The sequence below is a fragment of the Stenotrophomonas sp. NPDC077421 genome, from assembly GCF_049545505.1.
In the GTDB taxonomy this organism is placed as follows: Bacteria; Pseudomonadota; Gammaproteobacteria; order Xanthomonadales; family Xanthomonadaceae; genus Stenotrophomonas; species Stenotrophomonas nematodicola.
The window spans coordinates 84,994-100,203 of sequence record NZ_JBMWDP010000005.1 but is presented as its reverse complement, the minus strand read 5'-3'; the positions used below and the strand labels follow the sequence as shown (position 1 = coordinate 100,203).

Sequence of the window (15,210 nt, the reverse complement as noted above, 5' to 3'; positions counted from 1 at the left end):
GGCGATCGCTCAGGGAGCCGCCTTGCCTGCCCCGCGCGCGTCGGGTTTGAGGCGCAGGTACACCTGCTTGCGCACGCGCGCCACCACCTCGCCCTGGGCATCGAGGATGTCGTTGCTGAACCAGTGCAGGTATTTCTCGCCGCCCGCCGTGGCGGCGCGCAACTGCGCCAGCAGGGCCTCGTCGAGGCGGAACTCGGCCGTGACCGTGCCGCGCCCGGGCTTGAGGAATTCAATCTCGCCGGCGCGGTCCCACACGTAGTAGTCGCGGCCCAGGTTCTGCATCACCGTGAGCATCCAGAACGGATCGGTCATCGCAAACAGGCTGCCGCCGAAATGGGTGCCGACATAGTTGCGGTTCCACGGGCGCATGCGCAGTTCGACCCGCACGTAGCGGTAATCGGCGGCAACGTCGGTGACGTGGATGCCGGTGAACAGAAAAGGGGGCCACAGGTTGATGCCGTGGCGGAACAGGCGGGCGTCCATCGGGTCCGGTCGCGCAGGGAGGAGGGTCCGGAGTCTAACATTCGTATGCGTATGGTGGCGCCCGTGCGGGTCAGGCCGTGCCGCCGTCGTCCACCGCATACCCATTGCGCCCGGCGGCCTTGGCGCGATACAGGGCGACATCGGCGCCCTCGAAGAAGTGCCGCGGTTCGCTCTGCGCGGCCGGTACCCGGGTGTACACGCCGACGGTGAGGGTGATCCGGGCGATGTCGCCGCGGCCGGTCGGAATCTCCAGCTGCTGCACCCCGGCGATCAGGTCCTGTACCACCTGTACCGCGCCATCCGCGCCGGTGTCGGGCAGGATCAGGGCGAACTCGTCGCCGCCGAACCGTGCCGCCATGTCGCGCGGGCGCCGCGCGTGCGCGCCGATTTCGTGTGCGATGCGGCGTAGCAGGTCGTCGCCGGCCTGGTGCCCGTAGAGGTCGTTGTGGCGCTTGAAATGGTCCACATCGATCAGGATCAGGCTGAGCGGGCGGCAGGTCCGGCGGCCGGCATCGTGCTCCTGCTGCAGAGCCTGCTCGAAGCGCAGCCGGTTGCCGAGCCCGGTCAGCGCATCGCTGTTGGCCTGCCGGCGCCACGCGCTGACCCGCCATACGGCCCACGCCGCGATCACCAGCAGCATGCCGACCAGGCTGGCTGCCGGAGCGAACCACAGGTTGCCGCCACGCAGCAGGGCCAGGCTGAGCAGCAGCGCCACCGGCAACGCCAGCAGTGCGCCCAGCCACGCCCGCGGCAGGGTCAGGGCGAGGCAGCAGAGCGCCACCAGCAGGCCGGTCAGGCCGTTCTGCCACGCGGCGGGCAGCACGCGGATGACCTTGTCATCGAGCATCATCGAGGCGACGTTGGCCTGGTATTCACTGCCGCTCATCCAGCGCTCGCGCGTGGTCGGGGTGAGCAGGGGCGGGGCGATGCCACTGGCGGTCATGCCCACCATCACCAGCCGGCCGCGCAGCAGCGCCGGGTCCACGGTGCCGTTGAGCACGTCCACATAGGACACCTGCGGGAAGCGATCCGGCGGGCCGGCGTAGCGCACCCGCACGTAATGGTCGCGCCGCCACTGGTACGGCGAGGAGACGTCGGTGCCGCCATCGCGCAGCCCGGGCAACGGGCCGCGCACATCGGCCAGCGCCAGTCCCAGCGCGGGCCAGTGTGGTGAGCCGATGCCGGCAGTGAGGTACAGCCCGCGGGCCACGCCGTCGGCGTCCACCTCGATGTCACTGTGGCCGAGGGTGGCGGCGTTGGCGGCGATCAGCGGGATCGGCAGCAGTTCCTCGGCCATGCGTGGCCCGCTGCTCGGCGCGGCGAGAACCGGCAGCACTACCTTGCCGTTGCGGCGGATCGCCGCGGCCAGCTCGGCATCCTGTGCGGCGTCACGGCGGTCTGGCTCGGACAGCATCAGGTCCAGGGCGACACGCCCTGCACCGGCCTGGGTCAGGCGGTCGAGCAGGCGCGCATGGGTGGCTCGCGGCCACGGCCATTGGCCGAGCTGCTGCAGGCTGGCGTCGTCGATGGCCACGATCAGCAGGCGCGGGTCGGGCGGGTAGTCCCATCCGCCGACATAGGTGTCGTACACCGCTTCGTCCTGCGTCCAGAACCAGTGCCAGTGGCTTGCGGCAACCGCGAGCGCTGCCATCGCCAGTGCCAGCACCGACCGGCCCGGCCATGACAGGTGCAGCGGTTTCACAGCAGCAGCCACAGCAGCAGGGCACCGCCGCCGGCGCCATAGCAGGTGCGGCATGGCAGCGCGATCTGCTGCGGTGCCGAGAACGGCCCGGCGTAGCCATCGTCCTCGATGTACTGCACGCGCACGTGCAGGTTGCCGTGCCACGGGCGCTTGAGCGTGACTTCCGGCTGGTCGACCTCGCGGTCCAGCAGCGGCCGGGCGAAGTCGCCCTTGCGATCAAGCTGCACGCGGTAGCGCTGGCCCGGCTCGCCTGCCTGCCAGCGCAGGGTCAGCTGGCCTTTGGCTGCCTCCGGCGGTTGCAGCGCCGGATCGACGGGGGTGTCGGTCAGGGTCAGCGGCAGCGTCTGGCCGAAGCGGCCCTGATGGCCGTTGCGGTCCCGGGAGGCGACGCGCCAGTAGTACGTGCCCGGTGGCAGCGGCTGCGCGGGACGCAGGTGGGTGGACGTGGTGTCCTGCTCCACCAGGGGCGAGACGAACTGCGGGTCGCTGGCGATCTGCAGCACGCTGGCCGCGGCGTCGGGTACCTGTCCCCATTCGAAGCGCGGGCGCGTGCTGTTCACGATCTCGGCGTGGCGCGGGCGCACGGTGATCGGGGCGACCGGCTGGTCGCGGACGATGAAGTCGCGCTCGCTGTCCAGGCCTTCCACGCCGTCGGCGCTGACCGCGCGCAGCAGCACGCGCAGGGTGCCTGCGGGAAGGTCGTCGAAGGTGGCGGTGGTGGCAGGGCTGTCCTGCGCGGCCAGCAGCACGTCGGGCTGGTCGGCGCGCACGATCTCGATGCGGTAGCCGGCGGCGCCGTCGACCGGCGCCCAGGCCAACCGGGCCGGCAATGGCTCCAGCCGGGTGTGCGCGATGTCCAGGTGCGGAGCCGGCAGCAGCGCTTCCAGCGGCGCCGGGCGGGTCAGCGCCGAGGGCGTCCGGGTGGCCTGGCCGTGGGCGACGAGGCGCTGGCCGGCACGATTGCCGACCTGCACACGCCCCTGGACCACTTCGGTGGAGGCGCCCTGGCCGTGCTGGCCCGCGCTCACCCGGAACACCGTGCCGCGCACGCTGCTGGTGGCCGTCGGCGCATCGATGATGTATCGGGAGGCCGGGCCGCGCGCCGGGGTGACCCGGTTGCTGGCGCGACCCTGTTCCAGGCGCAGGCGGGTATCGACCATGCCGGTGCGTCCATAGCGGCTGAGCTGGTCCAGGCGCAGACGCGAGCCCTCGCGCAGCTGCAGCCGGGAGGCATCGGCGAATTCGAGGGTGACGCTGGCGTCGGCGCCGGTTTCGACTTCTTCGCCGATGCCCAGCAGATCGCCTTCCTTCAGCGCGCGCAGCGTGCCACGGCCAGCCGTCGTGCCCGCCTGCACCGGGCCACGTACCGCCACCACCCGGGCCGGAGCGGGCTGCACCCGCAGCCACGCGACCGGGAACCCCAGTTGGGTGCCCGGCGGCAGCCGGTAGGGGTCATCCACGCGGTTGTGCCGCTGCAGTCGTTCCCACTCCACTTCAGGCTTGAGGTACAGGGTGGCCAGGTCCCAGAGGGTGTCGCCGGGACGCACCCGGTAGTGCCAGTCCTGCGCCAGCAGGGGCAGGGGGGACAGCAACAGCAGGGCCAGCAGCAGGCTGCGCACGGTACGGGGGAAGCGGTGCGGCGGAATGGTCAATCTCACGGTCGATGGCGCCCTGCGAAGCGGGGCTCAGCCATGTGGGCCCCAATGGCCCAGACCTCATCCCCCCGAATGGATCGCGGCCTCCACTGGGCCGCAATTCATTATTGCCCGGGACCCGTGCAGGGTTTCTGAACGCAGCCGCCTCAGAACAGCAGCGAGGCCATGCGGCGGCGGTAGCGGCCCACCAGATCGTCGTCCTGGATGACCTTGAAGGCGTCGATCAGCAGTTTGCGCGGGCGGCCATCATCGTAGGTGCGGTCGCGCCGCAGCATCTCCAGGAACTGCGCCAATGCCGCCTCGTCCTCGCCGGCCAGCAGCTGCTGCACACCGCGCAGATGGCGCGCCTGCAGGTCATCGCCATCGGCGGTGATGCGCGCGTCCAGCACATCGGCAGGTGGCGCGTCCTGCAGGGCGCTGGCGAAGTCCAGACGCGCGCGGGCACGCACGGCGCGGTCATCGGTGGACAGGTTGGCCGGCAGTGCATCGATCAGCGCGCTGGCTTCGGCGGTGGCTCCGGTCTGCAGCAGGGCCAGCGCCAGGTCGAGCTTCAGCTCTTCCTTGTCCGGCTCGGCGGCGATCGCCGCGCGCAGCACGTCCACCTGGGCCTGCGGATCCAGCGGTGCCGGCTCGTCTTCGGCGGCGGCCGCGTCGGCAGGGGCTGCCGGCACCACGCCGTGCTGGGCCAGGAACTCGCGCAGCTGGCCTTCCGGCACCGCTCCCGGGAAACCGTCGACGATCTGGCCGCCCTTGACCAGAAAGACGGTGGGCACCGAGCGGATCTGGAAGGCGGCGGCGATCTGCTGCTCCTGATCAACGTCCACCTTGGCCAGTTCGAACGCACCGTTGTACTCGCCCGCCAGCTTTTCCAGCATCGGGCCCAGGGTCTTGCACGGGCCGCACCAGGTGGCCCAGAAGTCCACCAGCACCGGGGTCTGCAGGGACTTCTGCAGGACCTGGACTTCAAAAGACTCGGTGGTGGCGTCAAAGACGTAGGAAAGATCGCTCATGGTCGGATATCAACGGGAAACAGGTAACCGAGTGTATGGTGCCGCCGCCCGCCCGACGCAACCCCACTGCCGCGTCCGCGGCAAACCGGAGACAATGCGTCCGGTAGGCAAGGCCGGGACGTCCGGCGACTTCCGGAGTGACGATGCAGGCTGCAAAACGCTGGGAACAGGGGCTGGGGGCGGCGGCCGCGGCGGTATTCGTGCTGGCGGCGACGGGGTTCGCGCTGGCCCTGCCCGCGTTCGATCCGATGCGCCATCCGTTGGCCCTGCTCGGTGCCTTGGGGGTGCCGCACGGGCGTGCCTTCAGCCTGGTGACCCTGCTGCTGCCGGGCCTGCTGGCAGCCGGGGTGGCGTTCTGCCTGCTGCTGCGCGTGCCGCGCACCGCGCCGTGGCCGCTGCGGGTGGGGGTGCAGATGCTGATGCTGGCCGCGTTGGCCTTCGCCGCGATGGGGCTGCTGCCGCTGGATGCCGACGACATCGACAGCATGGCCAGCCGTTACCACGCCAGCGCGTGGATGGTGTGGGTGCTGGCCTTCGTGCCGGGCGCGCTGATGACCGCCGGGGGCGCCTGGTCGCTTTCCGGCTGGCGCCGTGCGGCCCAGCTGCACCTGGCCGGTGGGACGACGGTGCTGCTGGCCGCGTTCGTGCTGCCCGCGCTGCTGCCGGGCCCGCTGGCCCAGCTGCTGGCGTTCGGCGGCTGGCTGGTCTGGCTGGCGGCCGCACTGCCGCTGGCCCCTGCGGCGCTGCGGCCCTGAGCGCATCCCGCGCTGCGCACGTCGTTGCCGTTTCCGCTCAATCTCCTGACAATTCAACGAGATGACCTTTTCGGCGAGGGCAGATGATCGCGCCGATTGGAGCCCTTTGCCGCACTGCGGTACCCTGTGCCGCTTTGCCGCCGCATCCGTGTTTCCATGACCAGCGTCGAACCCAACGTCTACGACCCGCAGCAGGTTGAATCCGTCGCCCAGAAATTCTGGGACGCCACCCGTGCCTTCGAGGTCAACGAGTCTTCGGACAAGCCGAAGTTCTACTGTCTGTCGATGCTGCCGTACCCGTCCGGTGCGCTGCACATGGGCCATGTGCGCAACTACACGATCGGTGACGTGATCAGCCGCTACAAGCGGATGACCGGCCACAACGTGCTGCAGCCGATGGGCTGGGATGCGTTCGGCCTGCCGGCCGAGAACGCGGCGATCAAGAACAAGACGGCGCCGGCCAAGTGGACCTACGCCAACATCGGCCACATGCGCAGCCAGCTCAAATCGCTGGGCTATGCGATCGACTGGTCGCGCGAATTCGCCACCTGCACGCCCGAGTACTACGTGCACGAACAGCGCATGTTCACCCGTCTGATGCGCAAGGGCCTGGCCTACCGCCGCAACGCGGTGGTGAACTGGGACCCGATCGACCAGACCGTGCTGGCCAACGAACAGGTCATCGACGGGCGTGGCTGGCGCTCCGGTGCCCTGGTGGAGAAACGCGAGATTCCGCAGTGGTTCCTGCGCATCACCGATTACGCCCAGGAACTGCTGGACGGCCTGGATGAGCTGCCGGGCTGGCCGGAGTCGGTCAAGACCATGCAGCGCAACTGGATCGGCCGCTCCGAAGGGCTGGAAATCCAGTTCGACGTGCGCGACGTGGACGGCAGCGCGCTGGACCCGCTGCGGGTGTTCACCACGCGCCCGGACACGGTGATGGGCGTGACCTTTGTGTCGATCGCCGGCGAACATCCGCTGGCCCAGCACGCGGCGAAGTCGAACCCGGCGCTGGCCGCACTGCTGGCCGAAATGAAGCAGGGTGGCGTCTCCGAGGCCGAACTGGAAACCCAGGAGAAGCGCGGCATGGATACCGGCCTGCGCGCCGTGCATCCGGTCACCGGGGCCCAGGTCCCGGTGTGGGTCGCCAATTTCGTGCTGATGGGCTATGGCACCGGCGCGGTGATGGCCGTACCGGGCCATGACCAGCGCGACAATGAATTTGCCAACAAGTACAACCTGCCGATCCGCCAGGTCATCGCGCTGAAGTCGCCGCGCAAGGACGAGGGCGCCTACGACGCGACGCGCTGGCAGGACTGGTACGGGGACAAGACCCGCGAGACCGAACTGATCAACTCCGACGAGTTCGACGGCCTGGATTTCCAGGGCGCCTTCGAGGCGCTGGCCGAACGGTTCGAGCGCAAGGCCCAGGGCCAGCGCCGCGTGAACTACCGCCTGCGCGACTGGGGCGTGAGCCGCCAGCGCTACTGGGGGTGCCCGATTCCGGTGATCTACTGCCCCAAGTGCGGTGCGTTGCCGGTGCCGGAAGAACAGCTGCCGGTGGTGCTGCCTGAAGACGTCAGCTTCGTCGGCACCGGTTCGCCGATCAAGGCCGATCCGGAATGGCGCAAGACCACCTGCCCCGACTGCGGCGGCGCGGCCGAGCGCGAGACCGACACCTTCGACACCTTCATGGAGTCGAGCTGGTACTACGCCCGTTACACCTCGCCGGGCGCCCGTGATGCGGTGGACAAGCGCGGCAACTACTGGCTGCCGGTGGACCAGTACATCGGTGGCATCGAACACGCGATCCTGCACCTGATGTACTTCCGCTTCTTCCACAAGCTGCTGCGTGATGCGCGCATGGTGGACAGCAACGAGCCGGCGCAGAACCTGCTGTGCCAGGGCATGGTGATCGCCGAGTCCTACTACCGCTGGAACGCGGAGAATCCGAAGGACAAGGACTGGATCAATCCGGCCGACGTGAACGTACAGCGCGATGAGCGCGGCCGCATCACCGGCGCCACGCTGATCGCCGACGGCCTGCCGGTGGAGATCGGCGGCACCGAGAAGATGTCCAAGTCCAAGAACAACGGCGTGGACCCGCAGGCGATGGTCAGCAAGTACGGCGCCGACACGGTGCGCCTGTTCTCGATGTTCGCCGCCCCGCCGGAACAGTCGCTGGAATGGAACGAAGCCGGCGTGGATGGCATGGCCCGCTTCCTGCGCCGCCTGTGGGCGCAGGTGCAGAAGCATGCGGCCGACGGCCAGGCACCGGCGCTGGATGCGGCCGCGCTGAACGCCGAGCAGAAGGCGCTGCGTCGCAAGACCCACGAAACCATCGGCAAGGTTGGCGACGACTACGGCCGCCGCCACAGCTTCAACACCGCCATCGCCGCGGTGATGGAACTGATGAACGCGCTGGCCAGGTTCGATGATGTTTCCGCACAGGGCCGTGCGGTCCGCCAGGAAGCACTGCAGGCGGCCGTGCTGCTGCTCAACCCGATCACTCCGCATGCCAGCCATGCGCTGTGGCAGGTGCTGGGCAACGCCGAGACGCTGCTGGAAGACCAGGCGTTCCCGCAGGTCGATGCCGGTGCACTGGTGCGTGATGCGGTGACGTTGGCGGTGCAGGTCAACGGCAAGCTGCGTGGCACCATCGAAGTGGCCGCCGATGCAACGCGTGACCAGATCGAGGCGCTGGGTCTGGCCGAGCCGAATGCGGCCAAGTTCCTCGACGGCCTGACCGTGCGCAAGATCATCATCGTGCCCGGCAAGATCGTGAACATCGTGGCCGCCTGAGGGCGGTCACGAACCCTGCCTCCGGTCTCAACCGACGTTCACGCGGCATCGGGCATCTTCTATGCCTGTTGCCGCGCCCGCCCGGCTCCCCCAGACTGTGCCCATGACCCGATTCCTGCTTGCTCTCGTTCTGACCACCACCCTTGCCGGCTGTGGCTTCCATCTGCGCAACAAGCTGATGCTGCCGGCCGATGCGGCGGCGGTGAAGGTGGTTTCCACTGCCCCGTACAGCGAGCTGGCCAAGCTGCTCCGTCGCGGGCTGCAGTCTTCCGGCGCGGTGGTCGCCGATGCCGACAGTGTCGATGACAGCACCGACGGTGTGCCGGTGGCACAGCTGCAGGTGGTGTCCGAGCGTTGGGGCGACCTGCCGATCGCCATCGACGCGCAGGGCCGCGCCCAGGAATACAGCCTGCGCTACGCGGTGATTTTCGTGTTCCGCCGCGAAGACGGCAGCGTGCTGGTGCCGCAGCAGGTGATCGAACTGTCGCGCGACTACGTGTCGCCGCCCACCGACGCCACCGGTACGACCACCGAGCGCGAGATCCTCGCCGATGAACTGCGCCGGGAGATGTCCGCGTCGATCCTGCGCCGCATCGACAGCGTGGTGCGTGCCGAGATGGAACACGGCCGACTGTCGGCCAAGCCGGGTGAACCGGCGGCGACGCCGGCCCAGCCGGTCGATCCGCCGCAGGGCAACTGACCCGGTCCGCACGGACCGGGCACCGGCATGGAACTGCGCCCCGAACAGCTTGCCAGCCAGCCGGCCAGCCAGGCCCTGCTGCCGGTGTATCTGATTGCCGGGCCGGAAACCCTGCGTGTGCTGGAGGCGGCTGATGCGGTACGCGCCCGTGCGCGGCGGGACGGCATCAGCGAACGTGAGGTGTTTGACGCCGACGGCCGCGATTTCGACTGGAACCAGCTCGATGCGACGTTCAATGCGCCGAGCCTGTTCAGTGCCAGGCGCCTGGTGGAGCTGCGCCTGCCCAGCGGGAAGCCGGGCAAGGACGGCGCGGAAGTGATCAGCCAGTTCTGTGCCAACCCCGCGCCGGACGTGATCCTGCTGATCACCTGCAATGACTGGAGCAAGGCCCACCAGGGCAAGTGGGCCGAGGCGGTGGGCCGCGTCGGCGTGCTGTCCGTGGCCTGGGCGATCAAACCCCACGAGCTGCCCGACTGGATCGAGCGCCGCCTGCGCCAGCACGGCCTGCGCGCCGATCCGCCGGCCGTGCAGCGGCTGGCCGAGCGGGTGGAAGGCAATCTGCTGGCGGCCGCGCAGGAAATCGACAAGCTCGCGCTGCTCGCCAAGGGCCAGACCCTGGACGTGGAGACGATGGAGTCGCTGGTGGCCGATGCCGCCCGCTATGACGTGTTCCGGCTGGTGGAAGCCACCTTCTCCGGGCAGCCAGCGGCGGTCCTGCGCATGCTCGCCGGCCTGCGCGGCGAAGGCGAAGCCGTGGCGGCGCTGACCCCGATCGTGATCCGCGAACTGCTGGCCACGGCCGGGCTGGCGCGGGTGCAGGCGCGGGGTGGCAACCTGGCCGCCGAAATGAAGAGCCGTGGCATCTGGGAGTCGCGCCAGGCGCCCTTCAAGCGCGCCTTGCAGCGCCACCCCGAGCCCAAGCGCTGGGAGCGGTTTGTGGCCGAGGCCGGGTTGGTGGACCGCATCGCCAAGGGACGCGCCGACGGCGACGCCTGGCTGGCGCTGGAGCGGCTGCTGCTGGCCGTGGCCGAGGCCCGCGCCGTGCGCCTGCTGGCGCGCGCCTGACCGATGCCGCTGCGCATCTATTACGGCGGCACGTTCGATCCGGTGCACCTGGGCCACCTGGCCATCGCACGGGCGGCACGCGACCAGCTGCAGGTGGCGGTTCGCCTGCTGCCGGCGGCCGATCCGCCGCACCGGGCCGTACCGGGCGCGTTGGCGGCCGATCGCGCCACGATGTTGGCCCTGGCGATCGACGGCGAGCCGGGACTGCTGCTGGACCGGCAGGAACTGGAGCGCGCCGAGCGCCTGCCTGGCGTGCCGTCCTACACCGTGGACACGTTGCGCGAACTGCGCGAGGTGTTGGGGCCGCAACGGCCGCTGGCATGGCTGGTGGGCGCCGACAGCCTGCTGGGGCTGCCGCAGTGGCACCAGTGGGAGGCCCTGTTCGGGCTGGCCCACTTCATTGTGGCTGATCGCCAGGGCAGCGCCCTGGACCGGGCCCTGCCGCCGGCCCTCGCGCAGGCCTTGCAGGGGCGCTGGACCCGACGCGAGCAGGACCTGCTGGAAACGCCCGGCGGCCGCGTGCTGCGGCTGGAGGCCCCGCTGCGGCCCGAGTCGGCCACCCGCGTGCGCGAGCAGATCCAGGCCGGAGGGCCGTGGCAGGCGCTGGTGCCGCCGGCGGTGGCCGGGTACATCGCCGACCGCGGCCTGTACGGCGCATCCCGGACGTGAATACGCGGGCGCCCATCGCCCCGTATAATCGGCCCCACATTTATCGAGTCTCCCCGCTTTGAGCAACCAACCCCAGCCCCAGACCATCAAGGTCCAACTGCCCAGCCCCGCACCGTCCAACGATCAGTTGCTGGAGTGCGTGCGCAAGGCCACCGAAGAACTGAAGGCCAAGGATCTCGTCGAGATCGACGTGATCGGCAAGTCCAGCGTCGCCGATTACATGGTGATCGCGTCGGGCACGTCCAGCCGCCATGTGAAGTCGATCGCCGATGAGGTGGTGAAGTTCGCCAAGCAGCTGGGCGTGATGCCGCTGGGCGTGGAAGGTGAGCGCGAAGCGGAGTGGGTGCTGGTCGACCTGGGCGACGTGATTGTCCACGTGATGCTGCCGCGCGTGCGCGAGTTCTATGCGCTGGAGCGCCTGTGGACGGTCGGCGACCAGCCGCCGAGCCTGCTCGACGACGCGGACGAAGAAGACGACTACGCCGCGCGCTGATGCCGCAGGTGTGGATCGGGACAACGGCGCCGAGGGCGCCGTTGTCGTTTTTGCGGCAGACCTGCCGCCAGCAGGAGCAGTGAGATGAAAGCCAGGTTGATCGCCACCGGAGAACGCGCGCCCGCCTGGGTCGCGCAGGGCTTTGCCGAGTACCAGAAACGGCTGTCGCACTGGCTGCCGTTCGAGCTGGTGGAGATCGAGCCTGGATTGCGTGGCAAGGGCCGCGACGCGCGCCGTGCAACGGAGGACGAGGGCAAGCGGGTGATCGCGGCCCTGCCGAAGAATGCCTATGTGGTGGCATTGGACGTGCCGGGCCGCCAGCTCAGCTCCGAGCAGCTGGCACAGCGTCTTGAGCACTGGCGCGGACAGGGCAGGGACATGGCGTTCCTGATCGGCGGGCCGGAAGGCCACTCGCCGGAGGTGTCCGCGCTGGCAGATGAAACCTGGTCGATCGGGCCGCTGACGCTGCCGCACATGCTGGTGCGCCTGGTGGTGGCCGAGCAGCTGTACCGCGCCGCGGCGATGCTGGCCAACCACCCGTATCATCGGGCGTGACATCGAGCGCGAGCGAATTGCGGAAAAACGGGTTACATCCTGCGAAAAACTGGTTACAATGCGCACCCCGCCCGAATAGCTCAGCCGGTTAGAGCACTTGACTGTTAATCAGGGGGTCGTTGGTTCGAGTCCAACTTCGGGCGCCAAGTTTTGAAAAGCCTCGCAGCGATGCGAGGTTTTTTTTTGCATCGCTGGTAGCGCCGACCGCGGGTCGGCTGGCTCCGTGCAGCGCGGCACTGATCGTGGTGGGGGATGCGCGCAGAGCAGCCGGGTAGGACCCGGCTCTGCGCGGGCGCCAACAAAAAGCCCGGGCAATGCCCGGGCTTTCTGCTCGCTACGTGCGGTGGATCAGTTGAAGGTGTACTTGGCGCCGACGGTGAAGTAACGGCCAACCGCGCCGCTGAAGTGCAGCGGGTTGTAGTTGACCGCGCCGTAGGTGCTCGGATCCAGCGGAGCGATCCTGTCGAACACGTTCTGCACCGAGGCGTTGAGTTCGAACGCTTCGGTCACGTTCCAGCGACCGGACAGGTCGAAGGTGGTGAACGAGGAGATCTTCTCGACCGGCGTACCGTCTTCGTAGAAGGCCAGGTACGAACCGCCGCGGGCATCCTTGTTGTCCAGGCTGGAGATGTAGTTGGCGACGCCGCTCACGCTCCAGTTGCCCTGCTTCCAGGTGGTGCCGAAGTTGATGCGGTCCTGCGGCGTGCCGATGCAGTTGGTCACATCGCAGTTGCCGTGGGTGCCCACGTAATCGACGGTGCTGCTGCCTTCGGTGCGCTCGAACTTGAGCACGTGGCTCCACTGCATGTCCAGCTCGAGCTGGCCCGGACCGAGGTCGAAGGTCTGGCGGATGTCGGTGTCGATACCACGCACGCGCGACGAGTTGGCGTTCACGTAGGCGGTGTTGACGGCCAGGATCGTACCGGTGTTCGGCACCCCGTTGAGGTTGTTGCTGTCGCGCAGAACATTGCCGGCGGCGATCGCGTCGGCGGTGCTGCCCTGGGCGATTTCGTTGGTGCGCTTGATTTCCCACGCATCGACGGTCAGCGAGGTGGTGGAGGTCGGCTGCAGCACGATGCCCACCGAGTAGCTCTTGGACTCCTCCGGCTTCAGGCCCGGGTTGGGACGGGTGATGATGGCGACCTGACGGGCGCCGCACTCGGCCGGATCGTTGCCGCTGGCGGCGCAGCGGGCCGGATCGCGGGCGTTGGAGAAGGCGGCCAGGCCACCGTCACCGTTTTCAGCCGGGTTGGGGGCACGGAAGCCTTCGGCGTAGCTGGCGCGCAGCGCCACCCAGTCGACCGGGGTCCACTTCACGCCCAGCTTCGGCGTTGCCTTGCCTTCGCCGCTTTCGTACTTGTCGTAGCGGACGGCGGCGGACAGTTCCAGCTGCTCCAGCACCGGTGCGGACAGTTCGACGTAGCCGGCGTACACGTTCTGGGTGCCGTCATAGGCCGAGTAGCCCAGGCCGATGATGTCGCCCACGTCGGTGTAGGTCTGCGGGGTCAGGCTGTTGCTGGTACGACGCCATTCGGTACCCAGGGCCAGGCCGAGCGGGCCGCCCTTGAGGTCCATCAGGCTGCGCGACACGGTGAAATCGAACATGTCCAGGCTGGACTTGGCGCGTGCGCTGATGGTCGGGGAGATGAAGTCATACAGCGCCTGCGTGTTCTGCCCGGCGTTGTCGCCGATGCGCCACACGCCGCCGGCGCAGTTCGGGTCGCCCAGCGCACAGCGGACCGCGCTGTAACGCAGGAAGCCGGTGCGCTTGTTGGTCAGGTCGGTACCCGAATGCAGGTAGGCGGTGTCGTAGCTCCACTCACCCCAGTTGCCCTTGACGCCGACCAGGAAGCGGTTGAACTCGTTGGTGTTGTTGGTGACGCGCGGACCCACGTCCCAGGCCGAGTAGCGCAGGCGCGAGGCCTGGCCGGGAATCGGGTTGTCCGGGTGGGTGGGGCCGAGCACCGTGGCGCCCGGGCCGCTGTTGGCATTGACCGGGCCACCGGGATAGCCCCAGCCGCCGGACACGCCGGACGGCGTATTGGAGAACACGGTCTCCTTCTTGGAGTAGCCGATCTCGGTGTAGACCTCGCCGCCTTCGCCGAAGGCGAAGCTGGCACGGCCGAACACGTTGACGTACTTCTCTTCGGGGGTCAGGTCGCGGAACTGCTGCGCCGGATCCCACAGGCAGCCCTGGGCCTGGGCGGTGGCATCGGTCTGGCCGGGAATGGTGGTCAGGCCGGCGCAGCCGGGCAGGGCGACCAGATGGCCGGTGCTGTCGAACACCGAGCCGTTCGGGCCGGTGCCGCCGGCGGTGCCGCCGCTGAGGTAGGCGCCACCGAGGAACTGCGCATCGCCGGCATCGTAGCCCCAGCGGCGGATGTCGCCGGTGCCGATCCACTTGCGGTTCTTGCGGTCGCTGATCTTGATGGCGTCGGTCTTGCCCACGTCAAGGCTGAAGAACGCGTTCCAGCCATCGGTGGCCAGGTCGCCGGTACCGGCGGTCAGCGTGGCCTTCTTGGCATCGCCGTCGCTGTCGCCGGACAGGCCGTAGGACGCGCGCAGGATGGCGCCGTTGAAGTCGCTGCGCAGGATGATGTTGACCACGCCGGCGATGGCGTCCGACCCGTAGATGGCCGAGGCGCCGTCCTTGAGGACTTCGATGCGCTCCACCGCGTCCAGCGGGATGGTGCTCAGGTCGGTGAAGACCTTCTGGCCGTCATCGGCCAGGCCATAGGTGGCCATGCGGCGGCCATTCAACAGCACCAGCGTGGAGCCGGCGCCCAGGCCGCGCAGCGAGATGCCGGCGCCGCCGCCGGCAAAGCCGTTGCCGAAGGTCTTGGGGATGGAGCCGGCGCCGTCGGCGGTGAGCGTCTGCAGGTACTCGGCCACCGTGGTCTTGCCGGTGCGGTCGATTTCCTGGCGGGTCACCACCTGCACCGGGGAGGGGGTCTCGGTGTTGGTGCGCGGAATGTTGGAACCCGTGACCGTGATCCGGTCCAGGTTGGTGGCCTGCTCCTGGGCGAAGGCAGAAGAGCTGGCCAGTGCGCCCGCCAGCAGCAGCATGCTGCCGGTCAGGGAGGTGGAAATGGAATGGGCCAGAGTATTGCGGCGGCTGCTGTCGAGCCGTTGGACCGGGTGTTTCACAGCTTCTCTCCTGACTGGAAAACCTACGATGGCGAAAGATCGGCACCGGGACGGCGGCCGACGGCGCCAATCTAGGTTTCCAGCAGGTGACGTAAGTGTGAAAAATTGCTTAACCCGCCACGCCGTCCGTCGGGAAATGGGCGGGGCGTCGTCCAGGCGCCCCGCCGTATGGAC

General features: G+C 68.8%; 12 protein-coding genes and 1 tRNA gene. 8 read left to right on the top strand and 5 right to left on the bottom strand.

The features are described from left to right. Positions 1 to 9: 9 nt before the first annotated feature. The 4 genes from ACPEH1_RS04435 to trxA form a co-directional block, all read right to left on the bottom strand. Positions 10 to 483 (bottom strand): DUF4442 domain-containing protein, encoded by a 474-nt coding sequence (locus tag ACPEH1_RS04435; protein WP_017357014.1) that lies wholly within the window; start codon positions 481 to 483, stop codon positions 10 to 12. Positions 484 to 553: 70 nt separating this feature from the next. Next, a complete protein-coding gene (locus tag ACPEH1_RS04430; RefSeq protein ID WP_423715330.1) occupies positions 554 to 2,185 on the bottom strand; it encodes a CHASE2 domain-containing protein in 1,632 nt (543 codons plus the stop codon). Further along, positions 2,182 to 3,837 (bottom strand): FecR domain-containing protein, encoded by a 1,656-nt coding sequence (locus ACPEH1_RS04425; protein ID WP_423715328.1) that lies wholly within the window; start codon positions 3,835 to 3,837, stop codon positions 2,182 to 2,184. Before ACPEH1_RS04425 ends, ACPEH1_RS04430 begins: the two co-directional genes overlap by 4 nt. A gap of 149 nt (positions 3,838 to 3,986) precedes the next feature. Further along, positions 3,987 to 4,850: a thioredoxin gene (gene trxA, locus ACPEH1_RS04420; protein WP_423715326.1), complete on the bottom strand. Its 864-nt coding sequence runs from the start codon at positions 4,848 to 4,850 to the stop codon at positions 3,987 to 3,989. 143 nt (positions 4,851 to 4,993) lie between these two features. On the opposite strand from trxA, the gene ACPEH1_RS04415 reads away from it, so the two are divergent. From ACPEH1_RS04415 to ACPEH1_RS04380, 8 genes are all read left to right on the top strand, one after another. Next, on the top strand, positions 4,994 to 5,605 hold the full coding sequence (locus tag ACPEH1_RS04415) for a DUF998 domain-containing protein (RefSeq protein ID WP_136003151.1): 612 nt from the start codon (positions 4,994 to 4,996) through the stop codon (positions 5,603 to 5,605). A 156-nt stretch (positions 5,606 to 5,761) separates the two neighbouring features. Beyond that, positions 5,762 to 8,407, top strand: coding sequence for a leucine--tRNA ligase (gene leuS / locus ACPEH1_RS04410; RefSeq protein WP_017356012.1), 2,646 nt, complete (start codon positions 5,762 to 5,764; stop codon positions 8,405 to 8,407). 103 nt (positions 8,408 to 8,510) lie between these two features. Beyond that, the gene (gene lptE / locus ACPEH1_RS04405) at positions 8,511 to 9,107 is read left to right on the top strand and encodes an LPS assembly lipoprotein LptE (protein ID WP_017356013.1); all 597 of its coding nucleotides are present in this window, start codon (positions 8,511 to 8,513) and stop codon (positions 9,105 to 9,107) included. Between the two features lie 27 nt (positions 9,108 to 9,134). After that, entirely contained in the window at positions 9,135 to 10,172 is a 1,038-nt protein-coding gene (gene holA, locus ACPEH1_RS04400) for a DNA polymerase III subunit delta (RefSeq protein WP_136003152.1), read from the top strand. Between the two features lie 3 nt (positions 10,173 to 10,175). After that, a complete protein-coding gene (nadD, locus tag ACPEH1_RS04395; protein WP_166473304.1) occupies positions 10,176 to 10,841 on the top strand; it encodes a nicotinate-nucleotide adenylyltransferase in 666 nt (221 codons plus the stop codon). Between the two features lie 58 nt (positions 10,842 to 10,899). Beyond that, positions 10,900 to 11,334 carry a ribosome silencing factor gene (gene rsfS, locus ACPEH1_RS04390; RefSeq protein ID WP_136003154.1) on the top strand — a complete coding sequence of 145 codons (435 nt, stop codon included), beginning with the start codon at positions 10,900 to 10,902 and terminating at the stop codon, positions 11,332 to 11,334. 84 nt (positions 11,335 to 11,418) lie between these two features. Beyond that, positions 11,419 to 11,889: a 23S rRNA (pseudouridine(1915)-N(3))-methyltransferase RlmH gene (gene rlmH, locus ACPEH1_RS04385; RefSeq protein ID WP_136003155.1), complete on the top strand. Its 471-nt coding sequence runs from the start codon at positions 11,419 to 11,421 to the stop codon at positions 11,887 to 11,889. 69 nt (positions 11,890 to 11,958) lie between these two features. Next, positions 11,959 to 12,035, top strand: a tRNA-Asn gene (locus tag ACPEH1_RS04380). 202 nt (positions 12,036 to 12,237) lie between these two features. On the opposite strand, the gene ACPEH1_RS04375 is transcribed toward ACPEH1_RS04380, so the two are convergent. Next, complete coding sequence (locus tag ACPEH1_RS04375; protein WP_136003156.1) at positions 12,238 to 15,036, bottom strand: TonB-dependent receptor; 2,799 nt, start codon at positions 15,034 to 15,036, stop codon at positions 12,238 to 12,240. Between the last annotated feature and the right edge of the window lie 174 nt (positions 15,037 to 15,210).